At 40.1% G+C, this 20,597-nt stretch carries 19 protein-coding genes; 10 read left to right on the top strand and 9 right to left on the bottom strand.

Annotated features, from left to right (window positions below; translation table 11 throughout):
* Positions 1-37: 37 nt before the first annotated feature.
* The 3 genes from hppD to BVC88_RS12610 all read right to left on the bottom strand — a co-directional run bounded on the left by hppD (position 38) and on the right by BVC88_RS12610 (position 3,135).
* Positions 38-1,132, bottom strand: a complete 1,095-nt coding sequence (gene hppD, locus BVC88_RS12620; protein ID WP_075351063.1) for a 4-hydroxyphenylpyruvate dioxygenase — start codon at positions 1,130-1,132, stop codon at positions 38-40.
* Positions 1,133-1,206: 74 nt separating this feature from the next.
* A complete protein-coding gene (locus BVC88_RS12615) occupies positions 1,207-2,208 on the bottom strand; it encodes a 1-acyl-sn-glycerol-3-phosphate acyltransferase (RefSeq protein ID WP_075351062.1) in 1,002 nt (333 codons plus the stop codon).
* Positions 2,209-3,135, bottom strand: a complete 927-nt coding sequence (locus BVC88_RS12610; protein WP_075351061.1) for a bile acid:sodium symporter family protein — start codon at positions 3,133-3,135, stop codon at positions 2,209-2,211.
* Between the two features lie 306 nt (positions 3,136-3,441).
* Here BVC88_RS12610 and BVC88_RS12605 point away from each other — a divergent pair, with 306 nt between their 5' ends.
* Positions 3,442-3,813 (top strand): hypothetical protein, encoded by a 372-nt coding sequence (locus BVC88_RS12605; protein ID WP_075351060.1) that lies wholly within the window; start codon positions 3,442-3,444, stop codon positions 3,811-3,813.
* 21 nt (positions 3,814-3,834) lie between these two features.
* Here BVC88_RS12605 and BVC88_RS12600 read toward each other — a convergent pair whose 3' ends face one another.
* Together BVC88_RS12600 and BVC88_RS12595 are read right to left on the bottom strand one after the other, a co-directional pair.
* The gene (locus BVC88_RS12600) at positions 3,835-4,713 is read right to left on the bottom strand and encodes an aldose 1-epimerase family protein (protein WP_075351059.1); all 879 of its coding nucleotides are present in this window, start codon (positions 4,711-4,713) and stop codon (positions 3,835-3,837) included.
* Positions 4,714-4,753: 40 nt separating this feature from the next.
* Entirely contained in the window at positions 4,754-5,482 is a 729-nt protein-coding gene (locus BVC88_RS12595; RefSeq protein ID WP_075351058.1) for a head GIN domain-containing protein, read from the bottom strand.
* Between the two features lie 194 nt (positions 5,483-5,676).
* Between BVC88_RS12595 and BVC88_RS12590 the strand changes: the two genes are divergently transcribed.
* Positions 5,677-7,338, top strand: a complete 1,662-nt coding sequence (locus BVC88_RS12590) for an amidase (protein WP_075351057.1) — start codon at positions 5,677-5,679, stop codon at positions 7,336-7,338.
* A 42-nt stretch (positions 7,339-7,380) separates the two neighbouring features.
* Here BVC88_RS12590 and BVC88_RS12585 read toward each other — a convergent pair whose 3' ends face one another.
* A complete protein-coding gene (locus BVC88_RS12585) occupies positions 7,381-8,262 on the bottom strand; it encodes a dimethylarginine dimethylaminohydrolase family protein (protein ID WP_075351056.1) in 882 nt (293 codons plus the stop codon).
* Entirely contained in the window at positions 8,259-9,563 is a 1,305-nt protein-coding gene (locus BVC88_RS12580; protein ID WP_075351055.1) for an APC family permease, read from the bottom strand. Before BVC88_RS12580 ends, BVC88_RS12585 begins: the two co-directional genes overlap by 4 nt.
* 59 nt (positions 9,564-9,622) lie before the next feature.
* On the opposite strand from BVC88_RS12580, the gene BVC88_RS12575 reads away from it, so the two are divergent.
* The 3 genes from BVC88_RS12575 (at position 9,623) to BVC88_RS12565 (ending at position 11,692) form a co-directional block, all read left to right on the top strand.
* The gene (locus BVC88_RS12575) at positions 9,623-10,705 is read left to right on the top strand and encodes an aromatic ring-hydroxylating oxygenase subunit alpha (protein ID WP_075351054.1); all 1,083 of its coding nucleotides are present in this window, start codon (positions 9,623-9,625) and stop codon (positions 10,703-10,705) included.
* Positions 10,706-10,815: 110 nt separating this feature from the next.
* Positions 10,816-11,067 carry a hypothetical protein gene (locus BVC88_RS12570; protein WP_075351053.1) on the top strand — a complete coding sequence of 84 codons (252 nt, stop codon included), beginning with the start codon at positions 10,816-10,818 and terminating at the stop codon, positions 11,065-11,067.
* A gap of 100 nt (positions 11,068-11,167) precedes the next feature.
* A complete protein-coding gene (locus BVC88_RS12565) occupies positions 11,168-11,692 on the top strand; it encodes a methyltransferase domain-containing protein (protein ID WP_245803641.1) in 525 nt (174 codons plus the stop codon).
* A gap of 53 nt (positions 11,693-11,745) precedes the next feature.
* Here the strand turns inward: BVC88_RS12565 and BVC88_RS12560 are convergent, their stop codons facing one another.
* Positions 11,746-12,960 (bottom strand): serine hydrolase domain-containing protein, encoded by a 1,215-nt coding sequence (locus tag BVC88_RS12560; RefSeq protein WP_075351213.1) that lies wholly within the window; start codon positions 12,958-12,960, stop codon positions 11,746-11,748.
* Here BVC88_RS12560 and BVC88_RS12555 point away from each other — a divergent pair.
* Complete coding sequence (locus BVC88_RS12555; protein ID WP_317044972.1) at positions 12,959-14,395, top strand: NAD(P)/FAD-dependent oxidoreductase; 1,437 nt, start codon at positions 12,959-12,961, stop codon at positions 14,393-14,395. The genes BVC88_RS12560 and BVC88_RS12555 overlap by 2 nt on opposite strands.
* Before the next feature lie 14 nt (positions 14,396-14,409).
* Here the strand turns inward: BVC88_RS12555 and BVC88_RS12550 are convergent, their stop codons facing one another.
* Complete coding sequence (locus BVC88_RS12550) at positions 14,410-15,318, bottom strand: ThuA domain-containing protein (RefSeq protein ID WP_075351211.1); 909 nt, start codon at positions 15,316-15,318, stop codon at positions 14,410-14,412.
* 82 nt (positions 15,319-15,400) lie between these two features.
* Between BVC88_RS12550 and BVC88_RS12545 the strand changes: the two genes are divergently transcribed.
* Genes BVC88_RS12545 through BVC88_RS12530 form a run of 4 tightly spaced genes read left to right on the top strand, consistent with a single transcriptional unit; the run spans position 15,401 to position 20,597 of the window.
* Positions 15,401-16,369, top strand: coding sequence for a DUF6807 domain-containing protein (locus BVC88_RS12545; protein ID WP_075351051.1), 969 nt, complete (start codon positions 15,401-15,403; stop codon positions 16,367-16,369).
* 16 nt (positions 16,370-16,385) lie between these two features.
* Entirely contained in the window at positions 16,386-17,756 is a 1,371-nt protein-coding gene (locus BVC88_RS12540) for a Gfo/Idh/MocA family protein (protein WP_075351050.1), read from the top strand.
* 7 nt (positions 17,757-17,763) lie between these two features.
* Positions 17,764-19,140 (top strand): putative oxidoreductase C-terminal domain-containing protein, encoded by a 1,377-nt coding sequence (locus tag BVC88_RS12535; RefSeq protein ID WP_075351049.1) that lies wholly within the window; start codon positions 17,764-17,766, stop codon positions 19,138-19,140.
* 53 nt (positions 19,141-19,193) lie between these two features.
* The gene (locus tag BVC88_RS12530; RefSeq protein ID WP_075351048.1) at positions 19,194-20,597 is read left to right on the top strand and encodes an NAD(P)H-binding protein; all 1,404 of its coding nucleotides are present in this window, start codon (positions 19,194-19,196) and stop codon (positions 20,595-20,597) included.

The following is a 20,597-nucleotide window of genomic DNA, read 5'->3' as shown; positions in this document are numbered from 1 at the left end:
GAGCAAAAAAAAACCGGTCTTAGACCGGCTTTTGTAATTATAAATTTCCTCTGAGCTCTTGCTCTCGTTCGATAGCCTCGAAAAGCGCTTTGAAGTTACCTTTTCCAAAAGATTTGGCCCCTTTTCGTTGGATGATCTCAAAAAACAAGGTCGGTCGGTCTTGTACCGGTTTGGTAAATATTTGCAATAAATAACCTTCTTCGTCTCGGTCAACTAGAATGTTGAGATCTTTAAGCGGTTGCAAATCTTCGTCAATTTTACCTACTCGGTCCAATAAATCATCATAATATGAAGCTGGAACCTCTAAAAACTCAACTCCTCTCTTTCGAAGTTCACCTACCGTATGAATAATATCATCAGTAGCAATTGCCATATGCTGTACCCCAGGTCCGTTATAGAAATCAAGGTATTCTTCAATCTGAGATTTTTTCTTGCCTTCTGCAGGTTCATTGATTGGGAATTTCACATAGCCATTTCCATTTGAAACAACTTTTGACATCAATGCGGAATATTCAGTGGATATGTCTTTGTCATCAAATGTGATCAGAAGCTTGAATCCCATCACATTTTCATAGAATTCTACCCATTTGTTCATTTCTCCCAGGGCTACATTTCCGACGCAGTGATCTATATACATCAACCCGATTGGAGTAGGAGTATAGGTGCTTTTGCGAGGCATATATCCTGGAAGGAAAACACCGGTATAATTCTTTCGCTCTACAAAAGTATGAATTGTATCTCCATAGGTTTTGATCGAAGCTACCTTAACTTCTCCGAATTGATCAGTAAGGACTTTTGGCTCTGATTCAGATTCGGCACCTCTTGAAGTAGTTTCCTGCCATGATTTTTCGGCGTCATCTACCCAAAGAGCCAGTACTTTTACTCCGTCTCCATGCTTGAGGATGTGATCTGAAATTATTCCACCTGTTTGGAGAGGAGAGGTTAAGACCAATCTGATTTTTCCCTGCTTCAATACATAAGATGCACGATCTCGAATACCTGTTTCAGGACCCGCATAAGCTATCAGTTCGTATCCAAATGCATATTGATAATACAATGCAGATTGTTTGGCATTTCCGACATACAATTCTACGTAGTCGGTACCATTAAGAGGAAGAAAATCTTCAGACATGATTTCGTTATTTTTGGGTTAAAATCTACCTCAAAGGTAGAAAATCCTGCCAAATATTATTTGGTGTTTGTGAATTATTCCTGAGGGTTTTTATTTCCCCAAAGACTTATCCAGGCCATGATCAAAAAAGCAAGAGCCCAACTGCCAAGGGGAGTGTCCAATGCAAGCCAGAACAGCGAAAAGTACCAAATTGGTGCAAAAACAAATCCGATCAAAAACTTCCAAGTGCTATCAAAAACTTTATCCTTGACACTTGGACTTTTCCAAAGCCAGAGAAAATAGAGCGGGAAATGAAAGATTTTCATCAGCTTATTTTTTAATCCTCCATGGGTTCTGACTGGATTTGGAACCTCTCCAGTTTTCAGAAATAGTTCTACTTCTTTTTTGGAGGTAAGGTCTACTTCATTCTCGATTAGCCTTTCTAAATCAGATTCATAATTTCCGATTGGAATTGTTACCACTAGTTCACTGAGTGCTTTTTCGACAGATTTGGTGAGAAGGCCAGATTTAGATGCCGGCATGTCCACGGGAATAGGTCGGTCAAAAGTGATTCTTACTTTGCTGCCGGACCTTCGATGTGCACTGTAATCCATTGCTACGGGTAGAATGACCGGGTTTTTGTCGGGATATTTTTCTTTCAGCCCAAATGCCATTCGGGTAAAGCCTTTGCTGAGAGGCCGAAGATTTCGGATAAGACTATGACTACCTTCGGCAAAAATGATTACAGTGCCATTTTTGCGAAGAACTTCAAAAGTTTGATCGAAGGTTTTTTGATTTTGCTGAATTGTAGAAAAACCATCTCTCACTCGGTATACCGGAAGCATCCGGATTAAATCCAGTAGTTTAGCAGCAATTGGATTTTTAAAAACTGAGGCTCGAGTCAAAAAATATGGGTTGAGCGAAGTGTGTGTGGCCAAAAGCAAAGGGTCAACCAAAGCATTTTGATGATTGGCCACCAAGATGATGGGGACATTTTTTGGGATGTTTTCTGTTCCTTCTACCTTGATTTTTTTGAAATACCCATGAAGGGCAATTTTCACGATCAGACGAAGAAATGCATTTAGCAAGTATTTCATTTACTCAAATTCAACTTTTACAGGAAGCTTTTTTTGTTTCCAGATACTGGCAATAGTCATTCCTGAGATCAAATGCCAGATTCCCCACCAGGCAGTGATGATTGCCATTCCTCCCAACCCATCAAAATAAGTGAAAATCAAGACGAGCCCCAAGCCTGAATTTTGAATTCCTGTTTCAATAGTAAGTGATTTGACATCTGCGATGGGCATCTTAAATGCTTTTCCTGTAAAGAAACCAGCTCCCAAGGCCACCAGATTATGGGCTAAAACCCAGAAGAAAATCAATGAAATGTACTTTTGGAAAATGTCTAAATTGCCTAGAAAGGCAATAACCACAAATGCTGCAAAAATCAGAATACTCAGCGGTTTCAATATTGCAGAAGCGCGCTCAGCAAATTTAGGGAGGTATTGATGTGTCAAAATTCCTAAAATCAATGGAACTCCAAGAATTAAACCAACTGTAAGAAAAACCTCTGAATAATCTAAACTTATATCTCGCAACAGATTGGAGGTAGGAGCATAGAAGCTAGCCCAAATCCCAAAATTCAAAGGAGTAGTCACGATCGATAAAATACTCGAAAATCCTGTCAGACTCACTGAAAGAGCAGTATTTCCGCCAGCAAGGTTGCTCAAGAAATTAGAGACGTTTCCTCCGGGGCAGGCTGCAACTAAAAACATCCCAAGTGCTACAGAAGGTGGTGGCTTCATGACCAGCACTAGACACCAAGTCAAAAAAGGTAATAGGAGAAACTGAGAAAATACACCTAGAAAAAAAGCCTTAGGGTTTTTAAAGAGGTATTTGAAATCTTCGAACCTCAGATCAAGTGAAACCCCGTACATGATCAGTGCAAGCGCAAGATTCAATAAAAGTAGATCGCTGGTAGAGAAATTTATCCGGATTGAATCGAGAGGTGAAGTTGGGTCCATGTCCAGCAGATAGCTTTAAAATTATGAGATCAGAATTAAGAAGACGTCCAAAGCTAATAAAGCTACCGATTAAAATATGTTTATAAGGTTGATGCGCTTTGAATTTCTTGAATGCGAACTTTCTGAAGACATTCACTATAATTCTTATTTAAATGCCCGGTATTCTATCTTGAATATCAATGAAATAAAACTACTGACATCATTTCAGATTATCTTATTAATTTCTATTTATTGCTTAATTTGATCTTCGAGCATTGTAATCTGTTTCTGTTTTCCTCCGTAAAAGATTAAAAAATCTCTTTAAAAATGAAAAAGTCCCTTCTATCTCTATTCGTTCTTTTTTTCTTAATCACTGCTTGCAAAGAGGAAGAAGAACCCATTACATACTGTGGGGTAGAAAATCCTGCTGAAAGTTTGACTTGGCTAAACACCCTCACTGATGAATTAAATGACTCGTATTTTGGAGTTTATTTTTATGTTACTGCTGGCAAATACCAAAATGAAGAAGTCTTTCTGATTCGAAACTGCTGTCCAAATTGTAATACAATTATCTCAGTTTATGCTTGTGATGGAGAGGTCTTAGGTTTTTTGGGTAGAGACGGAGCTGGGATCGACCCGACCGAAATCAAAGATGAGGTCATCATTTGGAGAGGAACCGGATTTGAATGTACGGTCTGAGAAATAAAATTTACTTGGGAGTTATTCTAAAATAGTAATTGAATAACTTTTTTGATCTGATTCACCTGGAGCTAACTTCAAGAGCCCTTCCTTCTCTTCAAAATTTTGATTTGTATCCACTGAATCTGCAATTCCTAACCAAGGCTCGATGCAAACAAAGGGAGCAGATGGTTTTGCCCAAATTCCCAAATAGTTAAAATCTTGGTATTCTACTGCTAGTATCGGTCCTCGCGTTTGATGCTCAAGAGATACTTTTCTGGATTTCAAATTTTTAAAAACAAGGGCATCATGATCGAAAAGATGGGAGTGAAGGGGGATGGTTTTGCTTTGATTCAGCATGGGAATCCGACCTAAACCTATTAATCCATTTGGTTCAATCTGACAGGTAGCGTCAGTCTCTTCTTTGGGAAATTGTAAATAATAATCCTCGTATTTCTCATCTGAATGCAGAGGACAGTTAAAAGCCGGATGCCCTCCAATGGAATAAAGCATAAAATCGTCGCCTTCATTAGAAATATGATGCTTAATCAGAAGTGTTTTTCCTTCCAATAAAAATTCAATTTCTAATCTAAATTTAAAAGGATAAGCGATCAAAGACTCTTTATCCCATGACAAGGCAAACCGAAGGAAATTATTCCCGGAAGATATGAGTTTTGGCTTTAAAGAATTCCTAACTAATCCATGCTTCTCCATGGAATAGGTAGTCCCTTTATAAATCATCTCACCATTTTTCAGGGCTCCAATGATGGGGAATAATACTGGAGCTTGTCCTGCCCAGAACGCTGGGTTTCCTTGCCATAAGTATTCTTGATTCGAATTTTTTGATTGGATGGAGGAAAGCTCCATACCAATTGAATTGACTTGGATCCTGAGATCGGAGGATTCAATATGATACTTCATATAAAACTACTTTTTGAAAATTGTGGTAAGCACCTAAAGATTAGTTTTCGTTTACTTTTCCGATCCCGTTGATGTCCCGCTTTACTACTTTAGGGTTACCACTATAATTTACTGATCCGATGCCATTTACTGTGATTGATAATTCTTCTTCGCAGTACACATCGACCATTCCAATTCCAGAGGAATTAAGAGTCATTTTTTGGGAAATAAGTTTGGATGCATCGATTTTACCCATGCCTTCATTGGAAAGATTGATTGTTTCGACACTTCCCTTCAGGACAATATTTCCCATCATATTAAAAGTTGCTTCGATAGTATTTGCCTCAATTTCCAAATCAATCTTGCCAATCCCATCACCGGAAATAACGATTCCATCTACTTGGAATGCACTTTCAGTCTGAATATTTCCTACACCTTCAAAACTCAACTTACTTAGATCTGAGACAGTCACATAGATATCTGGTGTGAAATCCTCAAAAATATTTTTGACATTATCTTCATCTTTATATCCAATCTCCAGAACCTCACCATTCTCTATAATTTCAAGTAGCGAAACTGCCTTTTCATCACCTTCTACACGAATAGATTCATCATCTCCTTGGCTGAGATAAACGTTGAGGATCCCGGAAATTTTAACTTGAGATATACCGCTAAGCTTTCGTTCCTCAGTGACATTTTCGCCTGATTCTTGTCTCTCACGAGAAGATCGAGAAGTGCAGGATATAACGGCCAGAAAGGCCAAGGCTAGGAAATGGTGGTAAGTTTTCATGCGCTGTTGGGTTGGCTTGTTTTCAAATAATAAAGATACTAATCATAGGGGATTGAATTTTATCAAGCTGAAAAAAAGGAATATAAACAATGAAAAAATTAGGGTGTTCTTTGTCAGTTTAATTCAATTTTTTCTTCGCAAATGTTCGGTTATCTTGGTCCAAATCAAATCGATTTATCTACCCAAACGCTTTTATGAATACGATCACACTTCGAGTTTTTCAGTTTTTACTGATTTCATTATTTGTCTTTGCTTGCAAAAGCAATCAAGCTCCGTTTACAAAAAAGGATATCAAAGCAAGTCAAAAGCTAATTGGCCTTGATTTTTCAAATCAGGCAATTGATACCATGTATGATTATTTGGTGGAGAATAAACTTGGTTATGACAGTCTTCGCCTATACAAAACCTCCGCAGAGACTTTTCCGGCAATGATGTTTGACCCACATCCTTTAGGTTTTCAATTTCCCCAGAAAAAAGAAAACCCTAAGTTTCTGATTCCAGAAGGAGTGGAGCTGCCTGAAGATTTGCAGGAAGTCGCGTTTTTCTCCATTCCCCAACTTGCCTCACTAATCAAGAATAGAAAAATAACCTCTGAGCAACTTACTTTACTTTACATCGATCGAATTAAACGTTTTGACGGACAATTGCTGAGTGTAATTACTCTGACCGATAGTTTGGCTTTGGCGCAGGCAAAGAGAGCCGATCGGGAAATCGCAGCTGGAAATTACAAAGGTATCTTGCACGGGATTCCTTACGGCGTTAAGGATCTGATGGCTGTGGAAGGCTATCCGACTACTTGGGGAGCAAAACCATACGAGGATCAAGTAATTGACTACACATCCACAGTAGTTCAAAAACTGGAAGCTGAAGGTGCCGTACTAATTGCCAAATTAGTCTCTGGAGCCTTGGCAAGAGGAGATGTCTGGTTTGGTGGAAAAACCAAAAACCCTTGGGATCTTACACAGGGAGCAAGCGGTTCATCTGCAGGTTCTGGTTCAGCAACTTCTGCAGGTTTAGTTGCTTTTGCGCTTGGAACTGAAACTTTGGGTTCCATTGTAGGTCCTTCCAGCAGAAATGGCGTGACAGGACTTCGACCAACCTATGGTAGAGTTAGTCGTCATGGAGTGATGAGTTTGAGTTGGTCAATGGATAAAATCGGCCCAATTGCAAGATCAGCTGAAGATTGTGAGATTGTATTTGAGGCTATTTATGGGAAAGATGTAAAAGACCCTAGTACAAATGATGTCCCTTTCAACCGATCCTCAAAGACTGCCAGCCAACTAAGAGTCGCCTATTTAAAGGGAGATATAGATAAGGATACCACCGATGTTGGAAGGAATCTCCAGGCGACTTTGGAGGTGTTTCAAAATTTAGGAGTTCAACTGGATTCAATCGCTTTTCCAGCTGATTATCCATATCCTGTTTTTGACATTATTTTGAGAGCAGAGGCGGGAGCATTCTTTGATGAATTGGTTCGTTCAGGGGCTGTTGATACGATGGTGGAGCAGCAAAAAAACTCAAGGGCGAACTCGCTTAGGCAATCGCGATTTATCCCTGCGGTGGAATATCTTCAGGCTAATCGTCAGCGAAGAATGCTAATTGAAGAGGTAAATGCACTTTTTAGTCAATATGATGTGATTATTTCTCCAACATCGAATATGAACCAATTGATGGGGACTAATCTTACTGGACATCCAGTAGTCTGTGTTCCAAACGGCTTGGATAAAAAAGGCAGACCTACGAGCTTTACACTAATTGGGAATCTTTACGATGAGGGGAGTATTTTAGCTTTGGCTAAAGCCTATCAAGCTGCCACAGAATTTGAGGAGCAGCATCCTCCATTGTTCCAGAAATAGAAGAGAATCTCGCTTGAAATCAGGACAAAATACTCTGCAATCTTAATCCGATTGGATTATTCTTGATAAAGGTCTGCTTAGACAAGTAGGACCGCCGCAGCCTTTTTGACTGATTTCAGCTCCTTCATATTCGATGACTTCGCATCCGGCGGCTTTCAAGCGAGCTACACTTATCGGGTTTCCTTTTACTATCAAGCACTTCCTTGGTGCCAAAGCCAATACATTGCAACCCATGGAATCGAATTCTTCTTCAGGACATTCGACTAAAGTAAACCCTCTTTTGATTAACTCCTCCCTGAAATAAATCGGCATCAAAGGGGAATAAACCATTGCCAAATCTTTGTCCAAAGGGCTGATTATTGACATCAAATGAAAAACATCAGAAGGACCTTTATAGTGTGGAAGTTCCACTTGGAATACTTCAATTCCATAAGGTTCTAAAAATTGACGAAGTTGTCGGATTCCTTCCAGATTGGTTCGATAAGTATGGCCAATAGCCAGAGTCTTTTCATCCAACCAACACATATCCCCACCTTCGCAGGTTCCTGGAGCTTCCACTTTGCCCAAAACTTTTATTCCATTTTCTTGGCAAAAAACCTCTATTGACTTTGGTTCAGATTTCCTTGCCGCTTTTCCCATATTGCAAAGAATCAATCCAAAGTCTGTAGCCAAAGCAGCATCCCGGCAATAAATCGAATCCATGCTCGTCTTGGATGCAGGAAGCAAATGGACTTCTGCGCCTAGATCTTCGAAGTATTTTTGGAACTCTGAATATTCTGTTTTTGATTTTGGGAAATCCACAGCAGAGAGATAGTTCAATTCTTCCCATTCTGTGGCTATTTTTTCGGCTGATTCAAAAGCAGATTTTGCTGGTTTCAGGATAACACTTTTAATCAATCCGTAGTCGGAGTGGCAAGTTTTCATTTTCGTTGTTTTTTATTGTAGATATAAACTGGTACTCCTAGTAGCATTCCAACAGTTCCCCAAATAATGGCTTCTGTTCCTGAACCAAAGAATACCCAAATACTAAAACCTAGTCCAAGCAAAGAAATGATTTTGCTTTTGAAGGTCCAGGTAAAGCCTAACTTTTCTCCGTATGAAAAATAGGTATAGACCAAAGCTGCGGATAAATAGAAAAATAAAGAAGTAATCGTACTAAGCAAAACCATAAAGGAATAGAGGCTGGCAAATCCCTTGGTCATATTTAAAATCAAAAGAATAGTCACGAATACACTGGAAACGATAATTCCTGTACTTGGTGAATTATTTTTGTTTTTAAAAGCAAGGGCTTTTGGTAGCAAACCATCTTTTGCCATTGATTGAGCAATTTGTCCTTGGATCAAAATCCAACCATTCAATGCCCCAAATGTCGAAATGCAAGCTCCAGCTGCAACCCAGTATTTTGCTCCGCCTCCAAAAATTTTGGTCGCAGCATCACTAAGTGGGGCAAGGCTTGAAGCCACTTCTCCCGGAGGCAATACACCAAATAAAGAGATGGAACTGAACATGTATAGAAATACTACCAAGCCAACTCCGATCAGTGTGCCTTTTGAAATATTTTTCTCGGGGTTTTTGATGTTATCTGCAGGGATGGTTGCTGCTTCGATACCTAAGAATGCATAAAAGCAAAGTACAGAAGCACCTAAAACTGCCTGAGCAGAAGAAGTTCCTGAAAGGTTAAAAGGAACGAAATGATCTGGATTGAAAAAGAAGATTCCACCAACTGCTACCACCAAAACAGGGATTACTTTCAAAGCTGTTGTAAGCACTTGTAAGTTTCCTCCTGTTCGAATTGACTGACTATTGATGGCCGTGAGTGTCCAAATTACCACTAAACTGATGAGGGGAGATAAATAATTGGATTGGCCTATTTCCGGGAAGAAAACACTCAGATAACCTGTGAAAGTTAATGCAATGGCCACATTGGTACTCCAGAGAGAAAGCCAAAAACCCCAAGCAACCAAAAAGGCAGGGAAATCTCCAAAGGCTCTTTTGGTATAGGCATAAGATCCTCCACTTTCAGGAATCACTTTGCTGAGCCTTCCCATCATATGTGCTAAAACCATTGCTCCTATGGCAGCTACAACCCAACCTAAAATACTGATCCCTCCAAATTGAGCTAGGGCAGAAGGAAGGGTGAAAATCCCTGAGCCGATCATTCCTCCGGCAACCAATGCGATGACTGTAATTAATCCAAGCTGTCTAGGGGAAGAAGTTTTATTCAAAAGAAAAACTGAATTGGGTGGAAATACTTATTTTGGAAGCAAACAAGATAATTAGATAATTGAAAGCTTTCCATATTCACCCCGATATTACTCAGGCAGAGACTTTACCTTCTTCTTTTTACCGCTCTAAGATGGTATTTGAGGAGCTAATCGAAAAGGTATTTGCCAAAACCTGGCAATTTGTCGGAGATACTGGATTAATCTCTTTGAATCAGCAAATAAACCCGTTTACTTTTTTAGAATTTGGGCTTGAGGAACCAATGATGCTGACCAATGATAATGGATCTATTACCTGTATTTCTAATGTCTGCACACATCGCGGCAATATTCTTTGTCATGACCCTTGCAAATCCCGACAGATCACCTGTGCATATCACGGACGTAGATTTGATTTGAAGGGTGAATTCCAGCACATGCCTGAATTTAAGGAAGCTAAGGGTTTTCCAAGAAAAGAAGATAATCTGCATCGCTTTCCACTGAAGCAATGGGGACCTTGGCTATTTACTGCTTTGGAGGATTCTTTGGATTTCCAATCAGTGATTGATGCTATGGATCGAAAGGTTGGTTTTCTTCCGCTTCAGGAATTCAAAGAAGATAAAAGTCGTAATAAAGATTATCTAGTAAATACGCATTGGGCCTTGTATTGCGATAATTACCTGGAGGGATTTCATATTCCCTTTGTGCATGATAGCCTCAATGCAGTTTTGGATTACAAGAAATACGAGACGCAACTCTTTCCATATTGTAATCTGCAATTTGGACATGCAGTAGGAGGAGAGCATGTGTTTGACTTACCAAAAGCGCATGAAGATTATGGGCAACAGATCTCTGCCTACTATTTCTGGATTTTCCCAAATATGATGTTCAATTTTTATCCTTGGGGCTGCTCAATCAATATTGTTAAACCTATTTCACTAAACAGGACTAAGGTAAGTTTCATCACTTATGTACTTGATGAGACTAAACTTGACACCGGTGCAGGTGCAGCGCTGGATAAAGTAGAACGGGAAGATGAATTTGTGGTAGAAGGTGTTTTCAAAGGAATGTCTTCCAGAGTCTATAAAACGGGTCGGTTTTCCCCTAAAATGGAAAAGGGAGTTCATCATTTTCAAGGATTGTTAGCGAAGTTTTTGAACTCTTAGTTCTTGAGTTTCAGCTTGCGCTTCTTAACGCTGCATTCATTACAAATTCGAATTTGGAGTAGATAGTGGACCTTTCTATTTTGCAGACCTATTAGAACTCTCCCTTGTTTATGTTTGAAAGTCCAGATTACCCCAAAGCGTTAGAGGAATCAGTTTTTGATTCATGGCTTGAAAAAGGGCGAAGCAGTAAAATTTCCTTTGCCTACATTTTGATCGTTTGGGATGAGCTAGAGGCTACCTATTTTCCGGTTTTTGTAGAAAATCGCGACCAAATTCAGGACTACGAGCCATTTGGACATTCCTCCCAAAGACAAACCCTTGTTGCAGCTTATGATCTGTACTCTGAATCACGGATCTTATAAGTTTTGAAAGTATGCCCATCTAATTCATGTTTAAATTCGCAACAGAATGGTTTTAGGATCTTATTCGGATAAGGATTTTGATGCGCTATACCCTCTCAAAATGAGAAAGCTATCCGGGACACATTGGACTCCTGTGGGAATTGCAATGAAAGCCATTTCTTTTTTCGAAAATTCAGGATGTAATTCCGTTTTAGATTTAGGTTCAGGCGTAGGGAAATTCTGCTTGATTGCAGCCGATAGCTCGAGTATCAGGATTTCGGGGATAGAGCAACGGGAAAATTTAGTCCAACTGGCAAGAAAGATTGCTGTCAATCATCAGCTGTCTAACTTGGAATTTATCCATGGAGATTTGATTTCTCTTGATTTAAGTGATTTCGACGGCTTCTACTTTTTCAATTCCTTCGAAGAAAATATCAACTCAAAAGATTCTTTGGACAGGCAAAGCACCTTGAGTTCAATCCAACATGAGAACTATATCAATGCCCTGAGGGAGAAGTTTGATGCTTTACCTATTAAAACCAGAATAGTCACTTACTGTGGCGAAGCATCTGAAATCCCAGAAAGCTACCGATTGGTTCAACAAAGCCACAAGGGGAGATTACGCTTTTGGGAAAAGCAGATTTGATCTTTCCTTTAGGGATTTCCAATACTCCTGGAAGTAGTAGAAGTGAAATCGATTTATTTTAAACTTTCCAGAATTAGTCTTACCAGTTCTGCCTTATCGCTATTTGGGATCCACCTGGCCACGATCACCAGATCATTTTCCTGATCTACATAGATCATATTTGTTCCTGCTCCGATGTGTAGAAAAGCGCTTTTTGGTCCATCTGGAATTTCCTTGAGGTCTTCATTCAAGAAGTAATTCATGAAGCCATAGCCTGGATTAGCAGGGGTAGGGGTCCGTGATTTGGCTATCCAGTTTTCTGCTATTAGTTGTTTTCCATCCCAATTTCCATTTCGAAGAGTCAAATATCCAAACCTTGCCTGATCCCATGCCGAAAGCATCATTCCACCACCCCAATGGGAACCTCCGCTTACCGATTGAATAATCTGGCCATCCAGTATCACAAAAGAGTTTTCATAACCTGTCCATCTCCAAGTATCGCTTGCACCGATTGGATCCATAATTTCAGATTTCAAAACCTGTGGTAGCGGTTTTCTCCAGACGTTCAGCAAGGCTAATGCGAGCACATTTACACGTGTATCATTGTATTCATAGGCTGAACCTGGCTCATTTTGAGGTCTTTCTCGTTTTTGTTTTACTCCTTCGGAAGGTCGATCTCCCCAGTCGGGTTTTCCCCAGAGGGTTCCTTCCCAGTCCGAAGTCTGACGAAGCAGATCATCCCATCGTATTTTTCTATTGTGCTCTGTATCAAAAAGCTCAAAAACATCCTCTTCGAATAAATGATCTGATTTATTCATCATAGCCTTCACTGGATCATAAGGATAAATGGGAGCCATGTATGGATATACTAAATCCATTTCATCTTTAATCAAACCTGCCTCAATGGCAAGCCCTGCAGTCGTGGATAAAAAGCTTTTTGCAACACTGAAAGTCAAATCTACACGCGCTGGATCACCCCATTCTCCTACAACCATTCCTTTGTATATTATCAAGCCAGTGGCCGAACCTCTGATTTTCATCGGACCCACTGGATATCCAAACGGTTCGCGTCCAAAAGCACTTTCGTAATGAGCGACTTTCAGATTTGGATTCGCTGTACTTTCGTGTGCTTTTGCAAACTCAAGAGCCTCATTTAGTTTGGATTCGTTTATGCCGAGTTCGCTGGGCTTCACTTTTTTCCAGTCTCCTTTCGGAGGGAAATATTGCTGCGCAACAGTGATTTGACTTAAAAACAGGAAGGTCAGAAGTGTGGTAAGGAAGATTTTCATGGATTTCAACTTTGTTGCGAGTTTACTATTTTTTATCATTCATAATCCGCCATTCATCAAAAGCTCTTTTAAGTCAATAATTCTGGTTTTCTTTGTAGATGCTTATCAAACCCTTCCTCATTGGATCAGTTATCCAATGAGTATAAAATTCGAACCTATTCTTAGTTTAATTATGATTGAAGCAAAACTTGACCCTAAAATCTATATCATCGGAGCTGGAATTTCTGGCCTTGTGGCAGCGATTGAGTTGGAGAAAAATGGATTTTCTCCCTTTATCTTGGAAGGCAGTCAGTCGATTGGTGGAAGAGTTAAAACCGATTTGGTAGATGGTTTCCGACTGGATCAGGGTTTTCAGGTTTTGCTTACGGCCTATCCTGAGGCTAAGAAATACTTGGATTATCAGGCTTTGAATCTGAAAAATTTTGAACCTGGAGCGGTGATTTTTGATGAGAATGAATCTTTTATAATCACTGATCCGCTAAGAAACCCTCTTCAAATTGTAGGAATGGCGTTTTCCAAGGTGGGTTCTTTTCTGGATAAAGTCAAAATGTTCAGCTTGACTCAAAGCCTGAAAAAGAAAACTGTTGCTGAAATTTTCAATTCAGAATCGAAACCAACTCTTCAATACTTGAAGGAATATGGTTTTTCGGATCAAATCATCGCCTATTTTTTCAAGCCATTCTTTAGAGGCATCTTTCTTGAGCCCCATCTAAATACCTCCTCCAGAATGTTTGAGTTTGTTTTTAAGATGTTTTCCATAGGAAATGCAGCTGTCCCTGCAAAAGGAATGGGGGAAATACCACAGATGCTTCGAAGTCAGTTGAGTAAAACCCAAATCTATTTTAATACCCCCGTTAAGCAAATCAAAAGTCAGGAGATTCATCTTGAAAACGGGGAAATACTAACTGCTGATCGAATTATAATAGCTACACAACCGGATAGGGTATTGCCTCAAATGCAAGGTCAGTTTGCTAAACCCAAGCATGTAACTAATCTGTATTTCACAACCCAGAAGTCTTTTATGGCTCGCCCTATGATTGGATTGATTCCGGGTGATGGGCATTTGGTAAACAATATTGTTTTTATGGATGATGTATCTGAGGAGTATAGTGCAGAAAATCGATCCCTATTGTCAGTAACAGTGCTGGATCACTCATTTTCTGAAAAAGAGTTGATCAAAGCAGTTCAGGCTGAGCTGGAAAGAATCTCAAGGATCAAAGGGGAATATTTCAAGCATTTGAAAACTTACGAGATTCCATATGCATTGCCTACTTTGGATGATATGAAATATGAAATTGCTTTTACAGAAACCAAGATTACTGAAAATGTATTCTTGGCTGGTGACTACCTGCTCAATGGTTCGATCAACGCAGCAATGACCTCAGGAAGACTAGCCGCAGAAGCAGTTAGCCATAGTTTTACAGCAACTCACTAATCTGGAAGTTGAAATTATTTTAAGGGAACATCTCCGGCGACATATTGTAAACCATCCAAATAAAACCGAAGTAATCGAGGGTCATCAAAGCTCTGGGCATTGTGAGACGGGGAAATGTACATCACCCTCCCTTTTTCCTCTGATCTTATCCATGACACATAAGTCTTTCCTTCTTTCAACTCTTGACCTTTTCTTTGGCCATCGATTTCAGCATTGTTGAAGTATAGTAGCGGTGTGAAATCAAGATTTGCATAGGCATTTTTATAGAAATAAGGCTCATCAATATGACTGAAGCCCTCTACAGGAAATGCCTGAACCAAGGGGTGAGATGAATCTTCGAGACGCACTTGGAATTTTTGTTGCTTGGGATGGTAATCAAAACTTCCACCAACTAATCGACTGAATTCATCAGAATTATTTTGGGTGGTAATGGCTCCATGAATAAGAAGTAATCCCCCTCCATTTTTGACATATCTGCTAATATTCCCTTCCAATTCTAATGCTTTTGTCATCAAAACGGCTGAATCCGCATCTGAAGTTTCTCGTAGTTTATCCCAAAACAAATTACGATGGTCTGGCTTAGAGCAGGTATTATTCAAAACAATCGCATCGAACTGAGCTAAATTCTCCGGCTCAAACCAAGCAATATCTTTGCTGCCAGTGACTTCAAAAACTTCAGCTTTCTCACTGATTATTTTTAGCATCTCTTCAGTATGAGGGATTACCCAATGGTTGAATCCTGTGTGGAGGGAAAAGACCAGGATTTTTTTCTTTTTCTTAAAATCAAAAGAAGTCTCTTCAGGTGCTAAAGACCTGATTTTTCCTTTCCAGTTTTCATTTAAAGAGACTTCATCTAGGTTTTGGCCTAAGGTGATTCCAGAAAAAGAAAAGAAAACGATTGCGTAGAAAACTAGGGTCTTCATTGGGTTTGATTGTTGAATGGTCAGTAATCTTTTTAGAATTTCAATAACTTTAAAATTCAACACCCAATAACCTGAAATTTCTATGATTCGCAAAACATATAGTTGTCTCATTGGCATTTTGCTTTTACTTTCTACGGAATCGTTCGCGCAATCTGTCAGTTTGACTCAAAATGAAAATGGGGTAGATTTTAAGCTTGGGGATCGAGTGATTTTAACCTATCAGACAGCAATAGCTAAAGTTCCTGATGGCGTGAAAAAAGACTATGAAAAGTCTGGGTTTATACATCCTATCACTTCTCCCTCCGGTCAAGTATTGAGTAGGATCCAGCCCAAAGATCATTACCATCATTATGGCATTTGGGGACCTTGGACCCGTGCTACCATTGGTGGGCGAGAAGTAGATTTTTGGAATTTGGGCGACGGAAAAGGTAGAGTGGATTTTGGAGAAATTCTTTCGATGAAAGAAGCTGGTGGAGCGGCGGAATTGAATGTAAGACAAAATCATCTGGACCTTACAGCTCCAGAAAGTGAGCGATTGGCAATCAAAGAAGACTTACGAATCAAAGTAAAGCCTGCTGATCAAGGTCGATATAGTGTAGATTATACAAGCACCATAAGCACTTCATTGGAAGGAGGGATTCTTTTGGATGATTACCGTTATGGTGGAGGAATTGGATTTCGGGCGACCGAAGTCTGGGGAGATGGAAATAGTACTATTCTTACTTCCGAAGGGAATGATCGAAAAACTGCAGACGGCACGGCTGCCAAGTGGATAATCGTGCAGGGCGAAACAAAAGATAAGTCCGGAAAAAGTGGAATTCTTTTTCTAAGTCATAACACGAATAAAGCTCACCCTGAGCCTTTGCGAGTTTGGCCTGTGGGCCAATATGATGGTCAAGGAAATGTATTCATTGAGTTTTGCCCCATTCGCCATGAGTCCTGGGCCTTACAAAAAGATCAAAATTACACCTTGAAATATCGAATGATTGTCTTTGATGGAGAACTCAGTCCTCAAGAGGCTGAGGCCTATTGGAAGGCATTTGTAAAATAACAATAACCCAAAAATCATGAAACGAAGAAACTTTATCAAAAATACAGCCTTAGCTAGTGCTGCCATTGGATTTCCAACGATCGTTCCCTCATCCGTTTTTGGAAAAAACGCACCTAGCAACAAGATTAATATTGGACAAATCGGCTGTGGACGTATCGCCAGAGATCATGATATGCCGGGAGTCTGGCAGCATGATGTGGCTCGAATAGTAGCTGTTTCTGATCTGGATTCTAACCGAATGGCAGATGGTAAAAAACATGTAGAGAGTTATTACACCAAAAAGATGGGTTCCCCTTATTTGGACGTGAAGCAATATGCAGATTACCATGATATGCTTGCTGATAAAGATATTGATGCGGTAGTGATTAGTACGCCGGATCATTGGCACTCTCAACCAGCTATGGAAGCTGCCTTGGCAGGGAAGCATGTGTATGTCCAGAAACCTACTTCGCTGACTATTAAAGAGGGAAGGCAGCTTGTGGAAATGGTGAATAAAACCGGAATTGTACTCCAGTTGGGCACACAGCAACGCTCCAGTGAGCAGTTTAGAAAAGCTGCCGAATTGGTGAGAAATGGGAGAATTGGAAAGCTGCATACGGTACGAATTGGACTTCCTGGTGATCCATCAGGTCCAGATGCGCCAGCGATGCCAATTCCCAAAAATTTGAATTACGATATGTGGTTAGGCTCAACCCCAGAGGTTCCTTACACAGAGATTGGAGTTCATCCGCAAGTTGGCTATGATCGGCCGGGATGGTTGAGATTAGAGCAATACGGTGCAGGAATGATTACCGGTTGGGGACAGCATCATTTTGACTCAGCAGCTTGGGGAATGGATACCGAATTAACCGGTCCACGATTCATCGAGGCAGTTGCAGAATTCCCTAGATCAGGACTTTGGAATGTTCATGGTGACTTTATGGTGAAAGCAGAATATGAAAATGGAATAAACATGTTTACCAGTGGAGGCTATCCAAATGGAATTCGATATGAGGGGACTGAGGGCTGGATATGGGTTTCTCGGGGAAGTTATACTGCTTCTGCATCAGATCCAGTTTCCAAAGAAGCGAGTAGCAAAGCACTTGATGCATCTGACCCTAAGATTTTGGATTCAGTCATTGGGCCAGATGAGATTCAATTGTTAAGAAGTAATGAGCATCATGGCAATTGGTTGGGTGCAATTCAGGGCCAGAATGAATTGCTTTCTCCGGCTGAGATTGGTCATCGTTCTTGCTCAGTTTGCTTAGTGAGTCACATCGCGATGAAACTTGGAAGAAAGCTGGAATGGGACGCCAAATCAGAAACATTTGTTAATGATTCGGAAGCAAATTCACATTTGAGTCGCCCGCAGCGTGCGCCGTACGGCACAAATAATATAAAAGTCTAAACTGAAAATGAAAATATTTAAACCAATCCTGGGAATTCTATTGATGAGTTCAATCATTGGATGTGAAACGAAAAATTTGGAAAACTCAACGCCACCTTCAGAATCCAAGATAAAAATCATGGCTTTGGATCCGGGGCATTTTCATGCCGGGTTGATTCATAAGACCATGTATCCGGAAATCGATTCTACCATTTATGTATTCGCACCCGAGGGTCCTGAATTGAAGGATTACCTCAATCGTATTGCGGGCTACAATGAACGGAACGAAAATCCTACCGCATGGAATATCAATCTTGAAATTGGACCGGATTATCTGGATAAGATGATCAAATCAAAGCCCGGAAATGTGATGATGGTTGCAGGAAAGAATGATTTGAAGATTGATTACATCACGGCAGCCATAGAAAATGGGATTAACGTCTATGCTGATAAGCCCTTGGTTATTAATTCGCAAGGGTTCAAGAAACTTATAAATGCTTTTGCATCAGCAAAGCAAAAAAATCTGATGCTTTACGATATCATGACCGAGCGCTACGAGATTAGTACGATTTTGCAGCGAGAGTTATCTCTGATCCCAGAAGTATTTGGTACGCTGGAGGATGGGACTTTAGAAAATCCTGCAATCACCAAAGAGTCTGTGCATCATTTTTTTAAATATGTTTCCGGTCAAGCTTTGATTCGCCCAGACTGGTTTTTTGATGTGGAGCAAGAGGGAGATGGAATCGTCGATGTGACCACTCATTTGGTTGATCTGATTCAATGGGAAGTATTTCCAGAAGAAATTCTTGATACCACTCAGGTTCAAATGCTTTCAGCTAAAAGATGGGCTACAGAATTGGATTTGAATCAATTCAAAGAAGTAACCGGTAAAAGCGAGTTTCCGGACTTTCTTCAAAAAGATTTGAAAAATGACAAGTTGCAGGTTTTTTCAAATGGTGAAATGAATTACACTTTGAAAGGGAAGCATGCGAAAATCAGTGTTATTTGGAACTATCAGGCTCCTGAAGGGACAGGAGATACTCACTACAGCATGATGCGTGGTACAAAAGCAGATTTGATTATCCGTCAGGGGAAAGAGGAAAATTACAAACCGAGTCTTTATGTCAAACTACATGAAGCCCAATTCGAAAGCTTGGAAAAAGCTATTCAGCAAACACTTCAAAGTAAATTCCCAGGACTTACAATTACTGAACAAAGTAGTGGGGAATATTTGATAAATATTCCAGAAAGCTATCATGTAGGTCACGAGGCTCATTTTGCTCAAGTAACAGAGCGTTTTTTGGAATACATGAAGGCAGGTAAAATGCCCGATTGGGAAGTGCCTAACATGATCGTCAAATATTTTACAACTACACAAGCGCTGGAGAAAGCTATGGAGAAATAATTAGCTTTATTGAACTTACCCTATTCAAATGGGTTGAATAGGAAACCCTTTTTATGAATCAATCAACTACAATAGCTCCAAAAAAACTCACGATTGCAATAGCAGGAGCGGGGGGATATATCGGCCGCTGGTTTATTCATCGATTTAAGGATAAGTATAATATTGTTGCACTTAGCAGAAAGAAGTTAAAGTCCAATCCCAACCCTCAAGTAGAATGGAGACAGGTAGAGTTGTACTCTATTTCGAGTACGATCGAAGCATTACGAGGCGTGGATGTAGCAATATATTTGGTGCATTCCATGAATGCTTCAACTCGATTAAATCAGGGGAGTTTTGAGGATACGGATTTGCTTTTGGCAGATAATTTTAGCCGAGCAGCTGACATCAATGGAGTCAAACAAATAATTTATTTGGGAGGGCTTTTGCCAAAAGAGCCAGAAGAAAAACTCTCAAGACATTTGAAGAGTAGGTTGGAAGTGGAAATGACTCTGGGTTCTCGAAGCGCAAAACTAACTGCACTTCGAGCATCAATTATTGTAGGACCGGGAGGTTCCTCCTTTGATATGATCAAAAATCTGGTGAGGAGACTTCCAGTGTTGATGTGTCCCAAATGGACTGAATCCCTTACACAGCCTATTTCCCTCAAGGATACTTTGGAGATTATGGATACCTGTATCGGGAATCCTTCTGTCTATAATAAACCCATTGAAATCGGAAGTCCAGAAGTGATGTCTTATCGAAAAATGCTGGAGAGAACTGCAGAAGTGATGGGGAAAAAACGATTGGTTTTTTCGGTACCGGTTTTTTCATTGGGGCTATCAAAATTTTGGGTGGGTTTATTTGGAGATAGTCCGCCACAGCTGGTTTCGCCCTTGGTCGAAAGTCTAAAACATACGCTGACTGTATCACCGGAATTGGCTTTTAAAGAAAAAGAAATAAGCTACCTGAGTTATGAAGAATCGGTTGATGAAGCTTTGAATTCCAAGGAAAGTCCCAAAATGCCTACATTCTATGAGAAAAAGGGTGTAAAAAATACGGTCAGAAGTATTCAACGAATGCGGAATCAAAATGGGAATTCAGCTATTTGGGTTGCCAATAGATACAACCTTTGGTTGCCCAGTTTTTTTAAATTCCTGATCAATGGTAAAAAGAATGAAAACGGAGATATCGGTTTTCACCTTTTGAACGGGAATAAACCAATGCTCCAACTCACCATGATTCCTGATCGAAGTGATGAGGATCGCCAGCTATTTTATATTACAGGAGGCTGGTTGGTTCGACGGTTTGACTATGGTTGGCTCGAGTTCAGAGGAGTTTTGGACAACCGATACATGATTTCAGCCATTCATGAATTTGTTCCGAGATTACCGTGGTTTATTTATGTCAATACGCAAGCTAGGTTGCATCTTTGGGTAATGAATCGTTTCAATTCTTATTTAAGAAAAAGAAATGATTAG

The organism is Algoriphagus marinus (assembly GCF_001936475.1).
GTDB classification, from domain to species: domain Bacteria; phylum Bacteroidota; class Bacteroidia; order Cytophagales; family Cyclobacteriaceae; genus Algoriphagus; species Algoriphagus marinus.
The sequence above is the reverse complement of the archived record's forward strand: the minus strand, read 5'-3'. Positions and strand labels throughout refer to the sequence as shown.

Excerpts from the sequence above, each read along its gene's own strand:
- hppD (WP_075351063.1), bottom strand. The coding sequence starts at position 1,132 with ATGTCTGAAGATTTTCTTCCTCTTAATGGTACCGACTACGTAGAATTG.
- BVC88_RS12615 (WP_075351062.1), bottom strand. The coding sequence starts at position 2,208 with ATGAAATACTTGCTAAATGCATTTCTTCGTCTGATCGTGAAAATTGCC.
- BVC88_RS12610 (WP_075351061.1), bottom strand. The coding sequence starts at position 3,135 with ATGGACCCAACTTCACCTCTCGATTCAATCCGGATAAATTTCTCTACC.
- BVC88_RS12605 (WP_075351060.1), top strand. The coding sequence starts at position 3,442 with ATGAAAAAGTCCCTTCTATCTCTATTCGTTCTTTTTTTCTTAATCACT.
- BVC88_RS12600 (WP_075351059.1), bottom strand. The coding sequence starts at position 4,713 with ATGAAGTATCATATTGAATCCTCCGATCTCAGGATCCAAGTCAATTCA.
- BVC88_RS12595 (WP_075351058.1), bottom strand. The coding sequence starts at position 5,482 with ATGAAAACTTACCACCATTTCCTAGCCTTGGCCTTTCTGGCCGTTATA.
- BVC88_RS12590 (WP_075351057.1), top strand. The coding sequence starts at position 5,677 with ATGAATACGATCACACTTCGAGTTTTTCAGTTTTTACTGATTTCATTA.
- BVC88_RS12585 (WP_075351056.1), bottom strand. The coding sequence starts at position 8,262 with ATGAAAACTTGCCACTCCGACTACGGATTGATTAAAAGTGTTATCCTG.
- BVC88_RS12570 (WP_075351053.1), top strand. The coding sequence starts at position 10,816 with ATGTTTGAAAGTCCAGATTACCCCAAAGCGTTAGAGGAATCAGTTTTT.
- BVC88_RS12565 (WP_245803641.1), top strand. The coding sequence starts at position 11,168 with ATGAGAAAGCTATCCGGGACACATTGGACTCCTGTGGGAATTGCAATG.
- BVC88_RS12555 (WP_317044972.1), top strand. The coding sequence starts at position 12,959 with ATGGATTTCAACTTTGTTGCGAGTTTACTATTTTTTATCATTCATAAT.
- BVC88_RS12560 (WP_075351213.1), bottom strand. The coding sequence starts at position 12,960 with ATGAAAATCTTCCTTACCACACTTCTGACCTTCCTGTTTTTAAGTCAA.
- BVC88_RS12550 (WP_075351211.1), bottom strand. The coding sequence starts at position 15,318 with ATGAAGACCCTAGTTTTCTACGCAATCGTTTTCTTTTCTTTTTCTGGA.
- BVC88_RS12545 (WP_075351051.1), top strand. The coding sequence starts at position 15,401 with ATGATTCGCAAAACATATAGTTGTCTCATTGGCATTTTGCTTTTACTT.
- BVC88_RS12540 (WP_075351050.1), top strand. The coding sequence starts at position 16,386 with ATGAAACGAAGAAACTTTATCAAAAATACAGCCTTAGCTAGTGCTGCC.
- BVC88_RS12535 (WP_075351049.1), top strand. The coding sequence starts at position 17,764 with ATGAAAATATTTAAACCAATCCTGGGAATTCTATTGATGAGTTCAATC.
- BVC88_RS12530 (WP_075351048.1), top strand. The coding sequence starts at position 19,194 with ATGAATCAATCAACTACAATAGCTCCAAAAAAACTCACGATTGCAATA.